This is a genomic window from Pseudomonas helmanticensis, assembly GCF_900182985.1.
Classification (GTDB): Bacteria; Pseudomonadota; Gammaproteobacteria; order Pseudomonadales; family Pseudomonadaceae; genus Aquipseudomonas; species Aquipseudomonas helmanticensis.
On the sequence record NZ_FXUY01000001.1, the window covers coordinates 1,043,216 to 1,061,903 of the forward strand.

16 protein-coding genes are annotated in these 18,688 nt (G+C 58.5%); 9 read left to right on the forward strand and 7 right to left on the reverse strand.

Translation table 11 applies throughout. The features are described 5' to 3' along the window. Positions 1-41: 41 nt before the first annotated feature. The 3 genes from QOL84_RS04850 (at position 42) to ahpF (ending at position 3,366) form a co-directional block, all read left to right on the forward strand. Positions 42-980 (forward strand): site-specific integrase, encoded by a 939-nt coding sequence (locus tag QOL84_RS04850; RefSeq protein WP_283436390.1) that lies wholly within the window; start codon positions 42-44, stop codon positions 978-980. A gap of 136 nt (positions 981-1,116) precedes the next feature. Then, entirely contained in the window at positions 1,117-1,680 is a 564-nt protein-coding gene (ahpC, locus tag QOL84_RS04855) for an alkyl hydroperoxide reductase subunit C (protein ID WP_007912224.1), read from the forward strand. Between the two features lie 123 nt (positions 1,681-1,803). Beyond that, the gene (ahpF, locus tag QOL84_RS04860) at positions 1,804-3,366 is read left to right on the forward strand and encodes an alkyl hydroperoxide reductase subunit F (protein ID WP_283436391.1); all 1,563 of its coding nucleotides are present in this window, start codon (positions 1,804-1,806) and stop codon (positions 3,364-3,366) included. 124 nt (positions 3,367-3,490) lie between these two features. On the opposite strand, the gene gloA is transcribed toward ahpF, so the two are convergent. Next, positions 3,491-4,012 carry a lactoylglutathione lyase gene (gene gloA, locus QOL84_RS04865; protein ID WP_129394014.1) on the reverse strand — a complete coding sequence of 174 codons (522 nt, stop codon included), beginning with the start codon at positions 4,010-4,012 and terminating at the stop codon, positions 3,491-3,493. 138 nt (positions 4,013-4,150) lie between these two features. Between gloA and QOL84_RS04870 the strand changes: the two genes are divergently transcribed. Then, positions 4,151-4,669, forward strand: a complete 519-nt coding sequence (locus QOL84_RS04870) for a DUF4946 domain-containing protein (RefSeq protein ID WP_129396135.1) — start codon at positions 4,151-4,153, stop codon at positions 4,667-4,669. A 218-nt stretch (positions 4,670-4,887) separates the two neighbouring features. Here QOL84_RS04870 and QOL84_RS04875 read toward each other — a convergent pair whose 3' ends face one another. The 3 genes from QOL84_RS04875 to QOL84_RS04885 form a co-directional block, all read right to left on the reverse strand. Then, positions 4,888-5,253, reverse strand: a complete 366-nt coding sequence (locus QOL84_RS04875) for a histone-like nucleoid-structuring protein, MvaT/MvaU family (RefSeq protein WP_105706642.1) — start codon at positions 5,251-5,253, stop codon at positions 4,888-4,890. A gap of 235 nt (positions 5,254-5,488) precedes the next feature. Then, the gene (locus QOL84_RS04880; protein ID WP_283436392.1) at positions 5,489-7,024 is read right to left on the reverse strand and encodes an EAL domain-containing protein; all 1,536 of its coding nucleotides are present in this window, start codon (positions 7,022-7,024) and stop codon (positions 5,489-5,491) included. Between the two features lie 115 nt (positions 7,025-7,139). Beyond that, positions 7,140-8,012, reverse strand: a complete 873-nt coding sequence (locus tag QOL84_RS04885; RefSeq protein ID WP_283436393.1) for a LysR family transcriptional regulator — start codon at positions 8,010-8,012, stop codon at positions 7,140-7,142. Between the two features lie 77 nt (positions 8,013-8,089). On the opposite strand from QOL84_RS04885, the gene QOL84_RS04890 reads away from it, so the two are divergent. Continuing rightward, the gene (locus QOL84_RS04890) at positions 8,090-9,037 is read left to right on the forward strand and encodes a DMT family transporter (protein WP_283436394.1); all 948 of its coding nucleotides are present in this window, start codon (positions 8,090-8,092) and stop codon (positions 9,035-9,037) included. A gap of 244 nt (positions 9,038-9,281) precedes the next feature. Further along, positions 9,282-10,358: a 4-hydroxyphenylpyruvate dioxygenase gene (hppD, locus tag QOL84_RS04895; protein WP_129394006.1), complete on the forward strand. Its 1,077-nt coding sequence runs from the start codon at positions 9,282-9,284 to the stop codon at positions 10,356-10,358. Between the two features lie 126 nt (positions 10,359-10,484). On the opposite strand, the gene rarD is transcribed toward hppD, so the two are convergent. The 3 genes from rarD to QOL84_RS04910 form a co-directional block, all read right to left on the reverse strand. Next, a complete protein-coding gene (gene rarD, locus QOL84_RS04900) occupies positions 10,485-11,366 on the reverse strand; it encodes an EamA family transporter RarD (RefSeq protein ID WP_283436395.1) in 882 nt (293 codons plus the stop codon). A gap of 192 nt (positions 11,367-11,558) precedes the next feature. Then, a complete protein-coding gene (locus QOL84_RS04905; protein WP_283436396.1) occupies positions 11,559-12,572 on the reverse strand; it encodes an aldo/keto reductase in 1,014 nt (337 codons plus the stop codon). A 165-nt stretch (positions 12,573-12,737) separates the two neighbouring features. Beyond that, positions 12,738-14,048, reverse strand: coding sequence for an MFS transporter (locus QOL84_RS04910; RefSeq protein ID WP_283436397.1), 1,311 nt, complete (start codon positions 14,046-14,048; stop codon positions 12,738-12,740). Between the two features lie 171 nt (positions 14,049-14,219). On the opposite strand from QOL84_RS04910, the gene QOL84_RS04915 reads away from it, so the two are divergent. The 3 genes from QOL84_RS04915 (at position 14,220) to QOL84_RS04925 (ending at position 18,648) form a co-directional block, all read left to right on the forward strand. After that, complete coding sequence (locus tag QOL84_RS04915) at positions 14,220-15,335, forward strand: sugar diacid recognition domain-containing protein (RefSeq protein ID WP_283436398.1); 1,116 nt, start codon at positions 14,220-14,222, stop codon at positions 15,333-15,335. Positions 15,336-15,588: 253 nt separating this feature from the next. Beyond that, positions 15,589-16,728 (forward strand): glycerate kinase, encoded by a 1,140-nt coding sequence (locus tag QOL84_RS04920; RefSeq protein WP_283436399.1) that lies wholly within the window; start codon positions 15,589-15,591, stop codon positions 16,726-16,728. Between the two features lie 294 nt (positions 16,729-17,022). Continuing rightward, positions 17,023-18,648 carry a methyl-accepting chemotaxis protein gene (locus tag QOL84_RS04925; RefSeq protein ID WP_283436400.1) on the forward strand — a complete coding sequence of 542 codons (1,626 nt, stop codon included), beginning with the start codon at positions 17,023-17,025 and terminating at the stop codon, positions 18,646-18,648. Positions 18,649-18,688 lie beyond the last annotated feature (40 nt).

Below are 18,688 nucleotides of genomic sequence, written 5' to 3' on the forward strand. Positions count from 1 at the left end.
ATCTGCGCCGCCGCAGTAGTACGCCAACGAGAAAACAGCCCATGAGCGATCTGGATCGCTATCTGCAAGCCGCCACCCGTGACAACACGCGCCGAAGCTATCGCGCGGCCATCGAGCATTTCGAAGTGAAGTGGGGCGGGTTCCTGCCGGCCACGGCCGACAGCGTCGCGCGGTATCTGGTGGCACATGCCGGCGAGCTGTCGGTCAACACGCTGAAGCTGCGTCTGTCGGCGCTGGCGCAATGGCACAACAGCCAGGGCTTTGCCGATCCGACCAAGGCGCCGGTAGTGCGCAAGGTGTTCAAAGGCATTCGTGCTCTGCACCCGGCGCAGGAGAAGCAAGCCGAGCCATTGCAATTGCAGGATCTGCAGCGCGTCATCGATTGGCTGGAGCAAGAGGCGCAAACTGCGAGGGAGCAGCAGGATCGACCGTTACTGCTCAAGGCTTACCGTGATCGCGCACTGATTCTTCTAGGTTTCTGGCGTGGGTTCCGTAGCGACGAGTTGTGCCGCATGCAGATCGAACACGTGCAAGCGCACGCCGGCAAAGGCATCACCTTGTATTTGCCGCGCAGTAAAGGGGACCGGGAGAACCTCGGGCAGACCTATCAAGCCCCGGCACTGCTCAAGCTGTGCCCGGTGCAGGCCTACATCGACTGGATCAGCGAAGCGGCGCTGGTGCGTGGCCCGGTATTTCGCAGCATTGATCGCTGGGGCAATCTGAACGAGGAGGGCTTGCACGCCAACAGCATCATCCCGTTACTGCGTCAGGCGCTGGAGCGCGCCGGAATTGCCGCCGAAAACTACACCAGCCACTCGTTGCGACGCGGCTTCGCCACTTGGGCGCATCAGAGTGGCTGGGATCTGAAATCGCTGATGAGTTATGTCGGCTGGAAGGATATGAAGTCGGCGATGCGCTATGTTGAAGCCAGCCCATTTCAAGGGATGGCTCGGATTACGGATAACCCGGCTTCGTCGTAGATATCGTTTTCTTCTATTAATACAGTCCGCTAATAGCGAAAACAAATCAGCAGCATCAGGTTTGCCAATGAGCCATCCGTCGAACGAGTGGGTAGGATTCACCCATCGAATTCACAACCCTGACGGAGAGTCATCAATGCCTATCATCAACAGCCAAGTAAAACCGTTCAAAGCTACCGCGTTCAAAAACGGCGACTTCGTTCAAGTCTCGGACGCTGACCTGAAAGGCAAGTGGTCGGTCGTGTTCTTCTACCCAGCCGACTTCACCTTCGTTTGCCCAACCGAGCTGGAAGACCTGGCTGACAACTACGCTGCTTTCCAGAAACTCGGCGTAGAGATCTACAGCGTTTCCACCGATACCCACTTTGCCCACGCTGCCTGGCACAACACTTCGCCAGCCATCGGCAAAATCGAATACACCATGATCGGCGACCCGACCCACGCCATCTCCCGCAACTTCGACGTGCTGATTGAAGAAGTTGGTCTGGCTGACCGTGGCACCTTCGTGATCAACCCTGAAGGCCAGATCAAAATCGTTGAACTGAATGATGGCGGCGTTGGCCGTGACGCTTCCGAGCTGCTGCGCAAGATCAAAGCCGCTCAGTACGTTGCTGCTCACCCAGGCGAAGTTTGCCCGGCCAAGTGGAAAGAAGGCGAAGCCACTCTGGCTCCGTCCCTGGACCTGGTCGGCAAGATCTAAGTCTGTGACACGCAACTCAGGGCGGTACGCCGCACCTTCTTAAGTACGCTGCACCGCCCAAAAAAATGCCCGGGCGAGATTCGTTCGGGCTTTTTTTCGCCTCAAATAAAGGAAATCGCCCGTATGTTGGACGCCAATCTTAAAGCCCAGTTGAAATCGTACCTGGAACGGGTCACCCAGCCGATCGAGATCGTTGCTTCCCTCGACGACGGTGCGAAATCCCGTGAAATGCTGGAACTGCTGAAAGACGTTGCCAGTCTTTCGAGCCAGATTACTCTGATCGACAGCGGTGACGATGCCCGCAAGCCATCGTTCTCGATCAACCGCCCGGGCGCTGACATCAGTCTGCGTTTCGCCGGGATCCCGATGGGCCACGAATTCACTTCGCTGGTATTGGCCTTGCTGCAAGTCGGCGGCCACCCGTCGAAAGCCAGCGTTGAAGTGATCGAGCAAATTCGCTCGCTCAAAGGCGAGTTCAGCTTCGAGACTTACTTCTCGCTGTCCTGCCAGAACTGCCCGGACGTGGTCCAGGCGCTGAACCTGATGGCCGTGCTCAACCCGAACATCCGCCACGTCGCCATCGACGGCGCGCTGTTCCAGGACGAAGTCAACGATCGCAAGATCATGGCCGTGCCGAGCATCTACCTCAACGGTGAAAACTTCGGTCAGGGCCGCATGGGTCTGGAAGAAATTCTCGCCAAACTCGACACCGGCGCCATCGAGCGTCAGGCTGAAAAGATCAGCGCCAAACAAGCTTTTGACGTGCTGGTGGTCGGCGGTGGCCCGGCCGGTGCTTCGGCAGCGATTTACGCCGCACGCAAAGGCATTCGCACCGGCGTCGCCGCTGAACGTTTCGGCGGTCAGGTGCTCGATACCATGGCCATCGAGAACTTCATTTCCGTGCAGGAAACCGAAGGGCCGAAACTGGCCACGGCGCTGGAAGAACACGTCAAACAGTACGACGTCGACATCATGAACCTGCAACGTGCCGACAAGCTGATCCCGGGCAAGAACGGCGCGCTGCATGAGGTGCGCTTCGCCAGCGGCGCGACCCTCAAAGCCAAGAGCGTGATTCTGGCGACCGGTGCGCGCTGGCGTGAAATGAACGTGCCGGGTGAGCAGGATTACCGCAACAAAGGCGTGGCGTACTGCCCGCACTGCGATGGTCCACTGTTCAAGGGCAAGCGTGTCGCGGTGATTGGCGGCGGTAACTCCGGCGTTGAAGCGGCGATCGACCTGGCTGGCATCGTGTCGCACGTAACGCTGCTGGAGTTCGATGTGCAACTGCGGGCTGACGCTGTGCTGCAACGTAAACTGCACAGCCTCAAGAACGTTACTGTGATCACCAGTGCGCAAACCACTGAAGTGACTGGGGATGGGCAGAAGGTCAACGGTCTGCGCTACAAGGATCGCAATACTGACGAGCTGCGCACGGTCGAGCTGGAAGGGATTTTCGTGCAGATCGGTTTGCTGCCGAATACCGACTGGCTCAAAGGCACCATCGAGCTGTCACCGCGTGGCGAGATCATTGTCGATAACCGCGGCGAGACCTCGATCCCGGGGATCTTCGCGGCTGGCGACGTCACTACGGTGCCGTACAAGCAGATCGTGATTGCAGTGGGTGAGGGCGCCAAGGCTTCGTTGAGCGCGTTTGATCACTTGATTCGCACGTCCGCTCCGGCTTAAACGTCCTGGCAGAAATGAAAAAACCCGTGAGCGATCACGGGTTTTTTATGCCTGACGTAAAAGATCGCAGCCTGCGCCAGCTCCTACAGAGATTGTGTAGGAGCTGGCGAAGCCTGCGATCTTTTTACAGCGGCGCTGGCTGGATGATCTCGACCCAGTAACCGTCCGGATCCTTGATAAACGCCAGGCTCTTCATGCGGCCATCGCTCAGGCGCTTCTGGAAATCACAGCCCAGCTCTTCAAAACGTGCGCAGGCAGCGACGATGTCCGGCACCGAAATGCAGATGTGGCCAAAGCCACGCGGATCGGTATTACCGTTGTGATAGGCGAATTCCGCGTCGTTCTCGGTGCCGTGGTTGTGCGTCAGTTCGAGAATGCCCGGGATCGACTTCATCCACTGGGTGCGCGCAGCAGCGTCGGCCGGGATCTGCGCCTTGTCGACCAGTGCGAGGAAGTACAGGCTGAACTCGGCTTCGGCGAAATCACGTTTCTCGACCAGCGAGAAACCCAGCACGCGGGTGTAGAAGTCCAGGGACTTGGTGATGTCCTTCACACGCAACATGGTGTGGTTGAAGACAAATTGCTGGGTTGCGCTGTCTGGCGTGGCGGTGACGCCGGGGAAAGTGTTCAGTTCGTGCAGGCTCATGGGCCCTCCAATAACTATGGGCGAGTGAATGGGCGCAATGATACGCATGCCTGCCGGCATCGCCAAATGAAAGGCGGGCTTGCCCTGCGCGTGGGCGAGGCTCAGACTTTACGGCTCAATCCGCGAGTGCGCCCGGCAATGATCCGACTGTTCAAATCCCTGTTTGTTTTATCCGCTTTATCGCTTGCCGCAACTTGCGCGCTGGCGGACGCACCGGGCGTGACCTGGCCTGCTGGCTGGGAGGTTGAAGCGTTGCCGCAAACGTCACCGCAGGTATCCCGGCAACGAGCGGTAAAAAACGATACCGAGGGCAATCAGGTGATGGTGATGGAGTTGACCATGACGCAGGTCGAGACCGGCCATCAGGTCAACTTGCAGGGGGTGTTGCTGGAGATGCGCAAGTCCATTCAGAAGGATTTCTTCCAGGGTGGCTACCAGAGTGTCTGTAACAAAATTCATCCGGCAACGCTGGGTTCTTTGTCCGCGCTGGAGACCACTTGCACGATCACTGAAAACGGTCGACACGTGTTGTCGCAAACCCTGGTTGCTGCGGTCGAGGCGGACAAGGCTTATGTTCTTTCCTATGCAGGGCAGGCCGAGGTTTATAAGGCGAGTGCCGACGAAATAGTGGCGGTAAGAAACAGTCTGAAACTTTAGCCGTCTGTTCTATGCATGACGTGACTAGATACCCGAACGGATTAAGCACAAAGTTAAACGTTGATCGCGAATGGCAACATCCCGCAGCGAAATGTTTAGCAATCCGCTCACGAACGTTACAGACTATTCCTAACTTGTTCGATGAAATTCATTTCATTTGTTAGATATTGTCAATAAAAAAGCCCTGCATCGAGCAGGGCTTTTTTGTTGGCGTGAGATTAACCGCGCAACCAGGAATCAACGGTCGCAGCACCGTATTGTTCCTTCCAGGCTTTAAGGCCGCGGTGGTTGCCGCCCTTGGTCTCGATCAGTTCACCGGTGTGCGGGTTGTGATAAACCTTGACCACGCGTGCGCGGCGGGTTTTCGGTGCTGCCGAGGTTTGCAGAGCGGATTTTGCCGGATTCGGATCGAGAATGGAGATGATGTCTTTCAGGCCTTTGCCGTAGGTTTTCATCAGCCCCTGGAGCTTTTCTTCGAATTCGATTTCTTTCTTCAGCCCGGCATCGTTCTTCAGCGACTCCAGCTGCTTGAGCTGTTCCTGAAGGGCCTTTTCAGCTGCACGAAATTCAGCGAGTCTGGACAATATCTTTACTCCAATAGTGTGTTTGGCTGATACCAACCGCAAACAAAGCTATAAGCCAAGAGCCTTGAAGCGACTCGGTGATAAATGGCTCACCTGCGAATTTTTGCTCAGGTTGAAAAAATTGTAGTAGTTAATGCGCCAAGAGTAAATCCTGATCTTGTCTTCATGTAACAACAGCGGTGTTTTGTATCAGTTTGGTGCGCTTGGTCGGCGTTTCAAGCTTAACCCCGGCAAGTTAATGGTGACTTAATGCGCTGATGAAGTCCGCAGCCGGCATTGGTTTGCCGAAAAGATAGCCTTGCAGAAAGTTGACGTGATACGCGGTCAGATAATCGGCCTGTGCTTGAGTTTCGACACCTTCGGCAACAATCCCCAGATCAAGCTTGGCCGAGAGTTCGATAATCGTGTCGAGAATATGCCGCGACAGCGCGTCGATGCCGATCATGGCCACGAAACTCTGGTCGATCTTGAGGAAATCGACGTTGAACTTGCGCAAGTAACCGAGGCTTGAGTGGCCGGTACCGAAGTCGTCGATGGCAATCTTCACGCCCAGGGTGTGCAACTGCTCGAACAGTTGATGCGTGATGTCGGTGGGTTCAATCAATTCGCGCTCGGTCAGCTCGAGGATCAGGCTGACGCTGCCAGGGACGAATGCCGCGAGAAACTTGCGGCAGTCTTCAACCAGCTCCAGATCGCGACAATGACTCGCCGTGATGTTGATGCCGAGGTGAAAGGGCGTGGCGAAGGTTGATGACAGCGGCCCCAGTACGGCAGCGGTCTGCTGCATCAACGAACGGGTCATCGGCACGATCAATCCGGAGTGCTCGGCAAACGGAATGAACAGGTCCGGGCGCACCAGGCCTTCTTTCGGATGGTTCCAGCGCATCAGCACCTCGGCCCCTGACCATTTCTTGCTGTCGCCGTGCACGACTGGCTGGAAGTAGGGGATGAACTCGCCGGCTTCCAGCGCACGGAGCATTTCATGGCTGGGAGACGTCGAGCGTTTTTGCAGGACGTGACCGATCGCACCGGAGACCACGCCAAAGAACATCAACAGGCTGAACAGTGGCGGATATTCCTTCGCCATATAGCGCCATGTTTCGCCTTGCGGGTAACCGGCGGCGACACTGAAAGCATAGCGCGACGACTGCAGCATGCTTTGTGCAACTGGCGGCGCGGGCAGGGCGTCCTGATGCACTTTGCCGTCGGCGGACAACCAGTTGTCGCCGACCTGCAGCAACAACAAAGTTTGTCGGCCAATCAAGCGCAGAATGTTGCTCAAGTGATAACCGTCAAGCGTGGTCAGCGCACCGCCGCGACCGTCACTCAAACGGTACACCAGCAGCGCGGTGTCGGGCGTCACCGGGTTGCCGTTCATGAGCCACAACTTACCCTCGTGGTAATCGCCGGAATTGACCGCTTCCTTGTAGTCGCCGAACAGCGAACTGCAATAGAGATTGTTGTCCCAGACCAGATTGGTCGAGCGCACGAACGGCCGGCGGGTGACTTGCTCGCGCAACGCCAGTTTGACGTCTTCGCAGGTTTTTCCGGCCAGCGGCAGCAATTCCCTGGCCGCCTGCGCGGTGTTGTCGAGCATCAACTCGAACTGGCGCAACGCCTCGGTGGCAGTCTGCCCGGTGTTTTGCTGCAAAGTGCGCTCGGCCTGCATATAGAGAATCACACTCCCGAGCGCCACTGGCAGCAACCCGCTGAGCAAGGTCACTGCGATGCGCGTGCTGCGTTTGCGGCGAGGTCTGACGGTTAACGGCATGGGCGCATCCTGTCGCGATGAAGTGGGGCTGCGCAATGCAGGCCGGATAACGGCGCGCCGCTGAAAAACACTTGAGCCAGAGGGGAGGATAGATGGCAGATGCCGCTTGCGCCGCTCATGAATGATTCATCTGCGTGGCCAACTCGATAAAGGCCAGTGTGGCGGGTGAGGCCTGGCGCTGATCGAGGACTGCGAGGCCGACCTGACGCTTGACCTGTGGCGACAGCGCGACTTTCACATACTGCGGATTTTGCGCATGCGGCAGTGAGCTTTCGGCGACGACGGTGATCGCATCGCCACGACTGACCGTGTCGAGGGTGCTGAGCAGTTGCGAGCAGCGAAATCGAATGTTCGGTTGCAGCCGAGCCGCGCTGAACAGTCGCGACACCAGCTCGGAAGATCCCGCTTCGGTGAGCACGAACGGGTCGTTGCACAAATCCTTGAGGCTCAACGCCGAGCGTGTCGCCAAGGAATGGTTGATCGGCAGCAGGGCAAGCATCTGATCTTCAATCAAGGCAAAGGTGTCGAAGCGCTCTTCGGGAAGGACCACGAAACCGATATCGATCCGCCGCTCTTCCAGCCACTGGATCACCTGTCGATCCGGTCCTTCATCTATATGCACTTCGATGCCCGGATGCGCCTCGCGATAGCGCTGCAAAATCCCTGGCAACAGTTTGATCGATGAAGTCGGGCCGAACGAGCCGATGCGCAATGTGCCGCGCTTCATGCCACGGGCATCGGCAGCCTCCTGACGCAACGTATTGGCCAGACCGAGCATGGCCCGAGCGCGCAGCAATAGTTGTTCGCCGATATCGCTGAGTTCAACGGATGACTGATGTCGACGCAGCAGTTCGACGCCCAGTTCCTGCTCCAGCGATTTCAGCGCGTGAGACACCGCAGACTGGGAAATGCCCAAGCGATGGGCGGCGAGGGTGAATCCACGCAGCTCGGCCACCAGCGAGAAGATTTCCAGCTGTGTAAGGGTCATGAGTAATTGCTCATTTTACGATGATCAGGAATGAGGTGAATGATAAGCCATCCTCCAGTCATCCGGTCTCATGCCTTATGCATAATCTCGAGCAAACCCACACGACAGCCGCCGAGATGCCGGTCTATCTGACATTGGCGGCAGTCACCATGGTGTGGGGCGGAACCTTCGTCGCCGGGCGTTTTCTCGCCGGCAGCCTGAGCCCGATGTTCGCTGCCAGTCTACGATTCCTGCTCGCCAGTGCCGCGTTGCTCGGGTTCCTGTGGCTGGCGCGAATTCCCTTGGCACGGCCGACGCCACGGCAATGGCTGCAACTGGCAATGCTGGGGTTCTTCGGGATTTTCTTCTACAACCTGTGCTTCTTTTATGGCCTGCAATACATCAACGCCTCGCGCGCTTCATTGATTGTTGCGTTGAATCCGGCGGTGATCGGCCTCGCGTCGTGGTTGCTGTTCAAAGAACGTCTCGGCCGGGTGAAAGTCGCTGGCATCGCGGTGTGCATCGTCGGTGCAGGTGTGGTGATCGTCAGCCGCAATCCACAACTGTTGGCAGCAACGCCCGACGCCTGGTTCGGTGACGTGCTGATCCTCGGTTGCGTGCTGGGCTGGGGTGTTTATTCATTATTTTCCCGTGGCCTCAATCAGGCACTCGGCCCGGTGCAGACCGTGACGTATTCGATCCTGATCGGCACGCTGATGCTGTGGACGTTGGCGGCGGTGCGTGGCGAGCTGAGCTGGGCGGCATTGCTCAACCTCGGCACGCCACAGTGGTTGAGCCTTGTCTATTTAGGCGTACTCGGTTCGGCGCTGGCATACATCGGTTATTACGATGGCATTCGCAAAATCGGCGCGACGCGCTCAGGGGTATTTATCGCCTTGAACCCTTTGACGGCGGTGCTGCTGGGCGCGCTGCTGCTCGGTGAACAGCTGACGCTGACCATGGGCTTGGGCGGTGCATTGATCCTGACGGGCATTTATCTGTGCAACAAACCCCTTGCGCCGTCGGCAAAAAAGCGGATTTTATAGAGAGGGCAGACAAGCCTATTTACGCTGTGTAGAATCGGGTTACGCATACAATAATAATCGTCTTCTGGCAGCAGAAGCCTCGCCCGCAAGAGCCTTGGGTCGACAATGAAGATATTCGGGTTTCAACTGATCTACGGTGACTTCCTCGCCCGCAGTGTGCGTGGCATCTCCTGTGCGCCACCCACCGACCTCGCAGACTGACAAATAACCCTGGTTAATTTGATAAGAATGATGAGGCGTCACCATGACCGATCTATACGAAAACCCAATGGGCCTGATGGGCTTTGAATTCATCGAACTCGCGTCGCCGGTGCCTGGCACCCTGGAGCCGATCTTCGAGATCATGGGCTTCACCAAAGTCGCGACCCACCGCTCGAAGAACGTGCACCTGTACCGTCAGGGCGCGATCAACCTGATTCTCAACAACGAACCCAACAGCGTCGCTTCGTACTTCGCGGCCGAACACGGCCCGTCCGTTTGCGGCATGGCGTTCCGCGTCAAGGATTCGCAAAAGGCCTACAACCGCGCACTGGAACTCGGCGCGCAGCCGATCCACATCGAAACCGGTCCGATGGAGCTGAACCTGCCGGCGATCAAAGGCATTGGCGGCGCGCCGCTGTACCTGATCGACCGTTTCGGTGAAGGCAGTTCGATCTATGACATCGACTTCGTATTCATCGAAGGCGTCGATCGCAACCCGGTCGGTGCCGGCCTGAAAATCATCGACCACCTGACCCACAACGTCTATCGCGGTCGTATGGCTTACTGGGCAAACTTCTACGAGAAGCTGTTCAACTTCCGTGAAATCCGCTACTTCGACATCAAGGGCGAATACACCGGCCTGACCTCGAAAGCGATGACCGCACCGGACGGCATGATCCGTATCCCGCTGAACGAAGAATCGTCCAAGGGTGCCGGGCAGATCGAAGAGTTCCTGATGCAGTTCAACGGCGAGGGCATCCAGCACGTTGCGTTCCTCACCGACGACCTGATCAAGACCTGGGATCAGTTGAAGAAGATCGGCATGCGCTTCATGACCGCGCCACCGGAAACCTACTACGAAATGCTCGAAGGCCGCCTGCCGAACCACGGCGAGCCAGTTGATCAATTGCAATCGCGCGGCATTCTGCTCGACGGCGCATCGGATCAGGGCGACAAGCGTCTGCTGCTGCAGATTTTCTCGGAAACCCTGATGGGGCCGGTGTTCTTCGAATTCATCCAGCGCAAAGGCGATGATGGTTTCGGCGAGGGCAACTTCAAGGCGCTGTTCGAGTCGATCGAGCGCGATCAGGTGCGTCGTGGTGTACTTGCCACCGAGTAATCTGTTGCTGAAATGAAAAATCCCGGCCTGCAGTGATGCAGTGTCGGGATTTTTTTCAGGATCAAAAGATCGCAGCCTGCGGCAGCTCCTACAGGGGAATGCATTCCACGCTGCGATCTTTTGCGTTTATGGCCGGCGCTGGCGCATCAGGTGTTTGAAGCCTTCGAAGACCAGCACAATAACCGCCATCCAGATCGGAATATAAGTCAGCCATTCGCCGGACTTGATGCTCTCACCGAGCAGCAACGCGACCCCGAGCAACAACACCGGCTCAACGTAACTCAACAGCCCAAACAGACTGAACGGCAGCAAGCGGCTGGCAATGATGTACACCACCAACGCCGATGCACTGATCAGCCCGAGCAGCGGAATCAGCCACATCAGTCCCGGGTATTGATCGAACACGCCCAAGCCTTGCTCGCCACCGTGCACAAACCAGTAGGCGATCGGCAGCATCAGGGTCATGTCGACCCACAGCCCACCGAGGTGATCGGTTTTCAGGTATTTGCGCAGGACGAAGTACAGCGGGTAACCGATGACCACCACCAGTGTCGCCCAGGAAAAACCACCGACCTGATACAACTCGTTCAACACGCCGAGGCTGGCGAAGAACACCGCGACTTTTTGCAGGTACGACAGGCTCTCGCCGTAGGCAATGCGTCCGGTCAGCACCATCGCCAGCGGCAGCAGGAAATAGCCCAACGACACATCGAGGCTGTAGCCGTTGAGCGGCGCCCACATGAACAGCCACAACTGCACACCGAGCAATCCGGCCGAGACGATCAAGCCGGCGATCAGTTTTGGCTTTGCCGCCATCAGCCGAACCAGCTCCAGCACGCGTCGCCATTCGCCGGACACCAGCATGAACACGGTCATGCACGGTACCGTCAGCAGCATCCGCCAGCCGAAAATTTCCACGCCGCTCAAGGGTGTGAGCAGCGAGGTGTAGTAATACATGACGGCAAACAGCACCGAGGCTGAAACCGATAAAGCGATACCTTTAGACAAACTGTCCTCGCGGGTGGGTGATCAAACGGGGCGCGAAGGATACGTGGTTTTTGTGCTGAATATTGGCCGGATGCTCATTATTTCCCACACGTAGATACGCATAATTGTAGGAGCTGCCGCAGGCTGCGATCTTTTGATTTTAAAAAAACAGATCAAAAGATCGCAGCCTGCGGCAACTCCTACACGAGGGCGTCAGGCTGAGTGGGTTTTGCGGCCGGACACAAAATGACTGACATCGTTGAAGCCCGGTGTCGATGCATGCCCCGGTGTCACCAGCGAATCGATGAACGCTTCATCTTCAGCGGTGATCTTCACCGCCTGCGCCTTGGTGTAGGCATCCCACTGCGCTTCGGTACGCGGCCCGACAATTGCCGAGGTCACCGCGCTGTTGTTCAACACCCAGGCAATCGCGAACTCGACGATGCCGACGCCACGTTGCTCGGTGTACTGCTGAATCTGCTGGGCAATGCGCAGCGATTCCACGCGCCATTCGGTTTCCAGAATGCGCTTGTCCTGACGCCCGGCGCGGCTGTTGGCGTCCGGTGTCACGTCCGGCGCGTACTTGCCACTGAGCACGCCACGGGCCAATGGGCTGTAAGGCACCACGCCGAGGCCGTAGGTTTGCGCGGCGGTAATCTGCTCGGTCTCGGCCTGACGGTTGACGATGTTGTACAACGGCTGGCTGATCACCGGCCGATCGACACCGAGTTTATCGGCGATACGAATCACCTCGGCAATCCGCCAGCCGCGATAGTTCGACAAACCCCAATAACGGATCTTGCCCTGACGAATCAGATCGCCAATCGCTGAAATCGTGACGTCCAGTGGCGTGTTGTGGTCTTCGCGGTGCAGGTAATAGATGTCGAGGTAGTCGGTGCCCAACCGGGTCAGGCTGGCGTCCAGACCATTGAAGATATGCTTGCGGCTGAGGCCGCTGCGGTTTGGCACACCGTCCACCGGGCCGAAACCGACCTTGGTCGCCAGCACCCACTCATGCCGATTGCCGGCAATCGCTTCACCGACGATCTCTTCCGAACGACCGTTGGTGTAGACGTCGGCGGTGTCGATGAAGTTGATGCCCTGATCCCAGGCCTTGTCGATGATGCGCAACGACTCTTCGGTGCTGGTCTGCTCGCCGAACATCATTGTGCCGAGGGTGAGGGTAGACACTTGCAACCCCGATTGCCCCAGTGTGCGATAGCTCATGCCGAAATCCTTTTGTCGGTGGGAAACCCCAACAAATACCAGATGCGTAACGGGGCGCAAAGTGAATTATTGTGGCGTTTAAACGCAAAAAGATCGCAGCCTGCGGCAGCTCCTACAAGGAACACATTCCAAGGTAGGAGCTGCCGAAGGCTGCGATCTTTGCTATTAAGCGCGCAACGTCCGCGTCATCCGCAACGCCAACAGACTCCCGCCAACGATCACACCCGCCAGCAGATACAACGCCGCATCCGTCGAGCCAGTACTGTCCTTGACCCAACCAACCAGGTACGGACTAAGGAAACCCGCCATCTGCCCCATCGAGTTGATCAATGCCAGGCCACCGGCCGCAGCGCCTGCACTCAGCATCGCCGTTGGCACTGGCCAGAACATTGGCAGACCGGTCAGCGCACCCATGGTCGCAATGGTCAGGCCGAGAATCGCGATCGCCGGGTTGGCGGCGAAATTCACTGCGATCACCAGACCGATCGCGCCCATCAACATCGGTACCACCAGATGCCAGCGACGTTCCTTGCGCAAATCCGCCGAACGACCCACCAGCAGCATGAACACCGCTGCCAGCAGATAAGGGATCGCGCTCAACCAGCCAATCACCAGGTTGTCGCTGAAGCCGAGGTTCTTGATGATCGACGGCAGCCAGAAGTTGATCGCGTACACGCCACTCTGGATGCAGAAGTAGATCAGGCCGAACGCCCAGATTGCCGGGTTCTTGAATACCGCCAGCAGCGAGTCGGAAGTGGTTTTCGGTTTGTTCGCCAGGTCCTGTGCCTGATCGGCCTCAAGCACCGCGCGCTCGTGCGGCGTCAGCCACTTGGCGTTGGCGAAGCTGTCGCTCAGGAGGAAATAGGCGAGGGCGCCGAGGATCACCGTCGGAATGCCCTGCAGCAGGAACATCCACTGCCAGCCGGCCAGACCGCCCTGGCCTGCGGCGAAGTGATTGAGGATCCAGCCAGAGAACGGGCTGCCGAGCAGACCGGATACCGGGATCGCCGACATGAACAGCGCCATGATCCGGCCACGACGGAAGGTCGGGAACCACTGCGAGAGATACAGCACGACGCCCGGGAAGAACCCGGCTTCGGCCGCACCGGTAAACAGCCGCAGGGTATAGAACTCAGTCGGTGTGGTGACGAACAACAGGCAGGTCGACAGCGTGCCCCAGGTGATCATCATCACCGCAATCCAGCGCCGTGGACCGAACTTGGTCAACGCCAGGTTGCTTGGTACGCCGCACAGCACGTAGCCGATGAAGAAGATCCCGGCACCGAGGCCGTACACGGTTTCGCTGAACTTCAGTGCGTCGAGCATCTGCAGTTTGGCGAATCCAACGTTGACCCGGTCGAGGTAGTTGAACAAGTAGCAGATGAAGATGAAGGGGATCAAACGCAGGGTGATGCGTTTGTAAACGGCATTTTTATCGTCTTCGATGGTCTGGGTAGCTGCGGCGCTCTGCGACATAGCGGCTCTCTCTTTATTATGATTTTTTGCGATCCACAGGTTAACGTTGATCGTCCCGAGAGTCTCGGCCACCTTTGGCCGGATTGTCTTTGTGCCTGAGCACAGGGTTTGCCGCCAGACCCTGTGCGGGTGAACAACCGTCCGCGCGTGTTTTCAAGGATTTTGCCCTCTATGTTTGAACTCGATCACGACCTCGCCCAGGACATCGTCGACCGCGCCATGGCCATTTTGCCCTACAACGTCAACGTCATGGACAGCCAGGGATTGATCCTCGGCAGCGGCGAACCGGAGCGCATCAACACCCGCCACGAAGGCGCGCAACTGGTGCTGGCCAACGGTCGGGTGGTGGAAATCGACGCACAGACGGCGGTGCATCTGAAAGGCGTGCAGCCGGGAATCAACCTGCCGCTACTGCTCGATCAGCGCCTGATCGGTGTGCTCGGCATCACCGGCGAGCCTGAGCAATTGCGCACTTACGCCGAACTGGTGCGCATGACCGCCGAAATGCTCGTCGGCCAGCGCAATCAGCAGGCCGAGCAGCAATGGCGGCGTCAGCGTTGTGATGATCTGCTGGCCTTGCTGTTGAGCGAGGCCGGGGATTCCCCACGTCTGGTCGACGAGGCGCAGCAGCTTGGACTTAAACCGCAATTGACGCGGGTGCCGTATCTGTTCGAACTGGGCCTTGAACATGCGCCAGGGCAAACCGTCGAGGCACTGAGCGCCTGGCTGACGTCGCGCTACCCCGATAGCTGGTGCGTGAGTTCGGCGAAGTCGTCGCTGCTCTGGTGTCGGCCGGCGAGTCAGAACGTCGAGCATGATCGCCTGTTGGAGAAACTCGATGGCTTGGGTTGGAAGATCCTGCGCATTGCCGTCGGCGGTCAGGCGGACGGGCTGATCGGGTTGCGCCGTTGTTATCGACGGGTCGGCGATCTGCTCGCCTATGGCCGTGAGGTGTTGCCGCACTCGCGACTGCTGACGCTCAACCGATATCGCCTGCCGGTGATGTTGTGGCGCCATCGCAACGATGACGCGCTGGATGAATTGCTCAAGCCGTTGCGCAAAGTGATCGCCAAGGACGGCAACGGTCAGTTGCTGGCGACGTTGCGCAGTTGGTGCGAACACGACGGGCAGAGTCAGGCGTGCGCGGATGCGTTGGGGATCCATCGCAACAGCCTGCGTTATCGGATGGAGCGGATTGCCGAGCTGAGCGGGGTTGATCCGCTGCGGCTCGATGGGATGCTGGCGCTGTATCTTGGCGTGCAACTCCTGCCGCAAACCGAGCCCTGACCTCATCGCCCCTGTAGGAGCTGCCGAGTGCAACGAGGCTGCGATCTTTTGATTTTGTTTTTCAAGATCAAGAGATCGCAGCCTCGTTGCACTCGGCAGCTCCTACAGATGGAGTGTGGAGTAGTAAGTGTGTTGTTGGTGCAATCGATTTTGTGGAAATGAACAATAAACGCCTGCGCCGCTTGTGCAACGGACCGGCGTCAATGCGCATGCCGACTGGCAGCATGAGGAGCATTGGAACTGGAGAATTCGCATGAAAATCGTCATCGCCCCCGATTCGTTCAAGGACAGCCTGAGTGCCCAAGGCGTTGCCGAAGCCATTGCCCTGGGCCTGGCGCAAGTCTGGCCGCAGGCCGCTCTGGTCAAATGCCCGATGGCCGATGGTGGCGAAGGCACGGTCGAGTCGATTCTTGCAGCCTGTGAAGGAGAGCTGCGCCGCACCCGAGTGCGTGGCCCATTGGGCGCGCCGGTCGACGCCGCCTGGGGCTGGTTACCGCACAACCACACCGCGATCATCGAAATGGCCGAGGCCAGCGGCTTGCAACTGGTGCAGCCGGCGCAACGCGACGCCTGTATCAGCAGCACGTTCGGCACTGGCGAATTGATCCGCGCCGCGCTCGATGCTGGCGCACAACGGGTGATTCTGGCGATTGGCGGCAGCGCGACCAACGACGGCGGCGCCGGCGCGATGCAGGCCTTGGGGTTGAAGTTGCTCGATGCGCAGAGTCAGCCGTTAGTGCCGGGTGGCCTGGCTTTGGCGCAACTCGCGCGTCTGGACTTGAGCGAACTCGACCCGCGTCTGGCGCAGGTGCGTTTTGACATTGCCGCCGATGTGAACAATCCGTTGTGTGGCCCGCACGGTGCTTCGGCGATTTTCGGCCCGCAGAAAGGCGCGTCGCCAACCCAGGTTCAGCAGCTGGATCAAGCCTTGGGGCATTTCGCCGAACGGTGCGCGCAGGCATTGCACAAAGACGTTCGCGACGAGCCGGGCAGTGGCGCGGCCGGTGGCTTGGGTTTCGCTGCGAAGGCGTTTCTCGCTGCACAGTTTCAGGCCGGGGTTGAAGTGGTCGCCGAACTGGTCGGGCTCGCCGAAGCAGTCAAAGGCGCGGATCTGGTGATTACCGGCGAAGGGCGCTTCGATGCCCAGACCTTGCGTGGCAAAACCCCGTTTGGCGTGGCGCGGATTGCCAAGCAACATGGCGTGCCGGTGATCGTCATTGCCGGGACGCTGGGTGAGGGTTATCAGGCACTCTACGAGCATGGCATCGATGCCGCATTCGCCGTGACCAGCGGCCCGATGTCGCTGGAGCAGGCCTGCGCCGAAGCACCACGGCTGCTGCGCGAGCGTGCGACCGACATCGCCCGCGTCTGGCAACTCGCCGCCAGAGCATGACCCACCCCTGTAGGAGCTGCCGCAGGCTGCGATCTTTTGATCCTGTTTTTGTAAAGCAAGATCAAATGATCGCAGCCTTCGGCAGCTCCTACATGTGGGGTGAACACTGTTTCATTGTTGTAACAACTTGAAAAATAATTGCACTTGACCCGCAATCTTCCTAAAGCCTGGCCGATACAGCTAACAGGCGCGCACAAAACCTTCGCAAAACAGTGACGCCGGACTGAAGCCCAGCCCATGGGCCAGTGATCACGGCATGGACGCTCGTAGTTCTTATCATCCGAGAGTCCAACTATGTCCTTGCGTAACCTCAATATCGCGCCGCGTGCTTTCCTCGGTTTTGCCTTTATCGCCTTGCTGGTGATCGTGCTCGGCGTGTTCGCCGTCAATCGCATGTCGATCATTCGTCAGGCCTCCGTCGACATGGATTCGACGCAACTGCCCAGCGTGACCCAACTCAGCGTGGTGACGGAAAACGTCTTGCGTTTGCGCATCCTCTCGTTCCGCGTGCTGGTCAACCGTGAGCCGTCCGGTTTGCAGGAAGCGCAGACCCGCATCGCCGCCCTGGTCGACAAGGTCCGCAGCGCCCAGGCCAGTTATGCCGCATTGCCGGCCGGCGCTGAAGAGCGTGCTTTGTACCAGAGCTTCGCCACTACGCTGGACAACTACCTGCAAGCGCAGAACCAGATGATGGAGCTGTCGCGTCAGGACAAGCTCGATGACATGCGCACCCTGATCAACACGCGGATCAAGGACGGTACCGACCAGATGGGCGAACAGCTCAACAAACTGATCGCGATCAACGCCGCCGATGCCAAAGCTGCGTCGATTCAGGCTGGTGAACACTACGACAGCGCTATCACCGGCATCATCATTGTCGCCGTCATTGCCGCACTGGCCACCGTGCTGCTGGCCTGGTTGCTGACCCGCAGCATCGTCACGCCGCTCAACCGTGCAGTGGCCGCCGCGCGGACCATTGCCGATGGCAACCTGAGCAAAGTCATCGAAGTCGACGGCAACGACGAGCCGGCCCGTCTGCTCGAAGCCTTGGTCGCGATGCAGACCAACCTGCGCAAAACCATTGAACAGATCGCCGGTTCCGCCACGCAACTCGGCGCCGCTGCCGAAGAGCTCAGCGCCGTGACCGAAGAGGCTTCCCGTGGCCTGCAGCAGCAAAACAACGAGATTGAACAAGCCGCGACGGCAGTCAACGAAATGACCGCCGCTGTCGAGGAAGTCGCGCGCAATGCCGTGTCCACTTCCGAAGCGTCGAACCAGTCGACCCAGGCCGCGCGTTTAGGTCGCGATCAAGTGGTGAAAACCGTCGACGCGATCCAGACCATGACCCACGACGTGCAGAACACTGCGCAAATGATCGAAGGCCTGGCCGCGCAGGGGCGTGACATCGGCAAGGTGCTCGACGTGATCCGCGCCATCGCCGAACAGACCAACCTGCTCGCACTCAACGCCGCCATCGAAGCTGCGCGTGCCGGTGAGGCCGGTCGTGGTTTTGCCGTGGTCGCCGACGAAGTTCGCGCGCTGGCTCATCGCACCGCGCAGTCGACCCAGGAAATCGAAAAAATGGTCGCTGGCATTCAAAACGGCACCGGTGAAGCCGTTTCGTCGATGCAGCAGAGCAACCAGCGCACCCAGTCCACCCTGGAACTGGCCCGTGCGGCCGGCGTTGCGCTGGAGCAGATTACCCAGTCGATCCATCAGATCAACGAGCGCAATCTGGTCATCGCCAGTGCTTCCGAAGAGCAGGCGCAAGTGTCGCGTGAGGTTGACCGCAACCTGGTCAATATTCGCGATCTGGCCACGCAATCGGCTGCCGGGGCCAACCAGACCAGCGCCGCCACCCATGAACTGTCGCGTCTGGCGGTAGATTTGAATGCCATGGTGGCGCGTTTTGTGATTTGAGATAGGGTGAAGGCTGGAGACCGCGCAATCAGGAGACGTG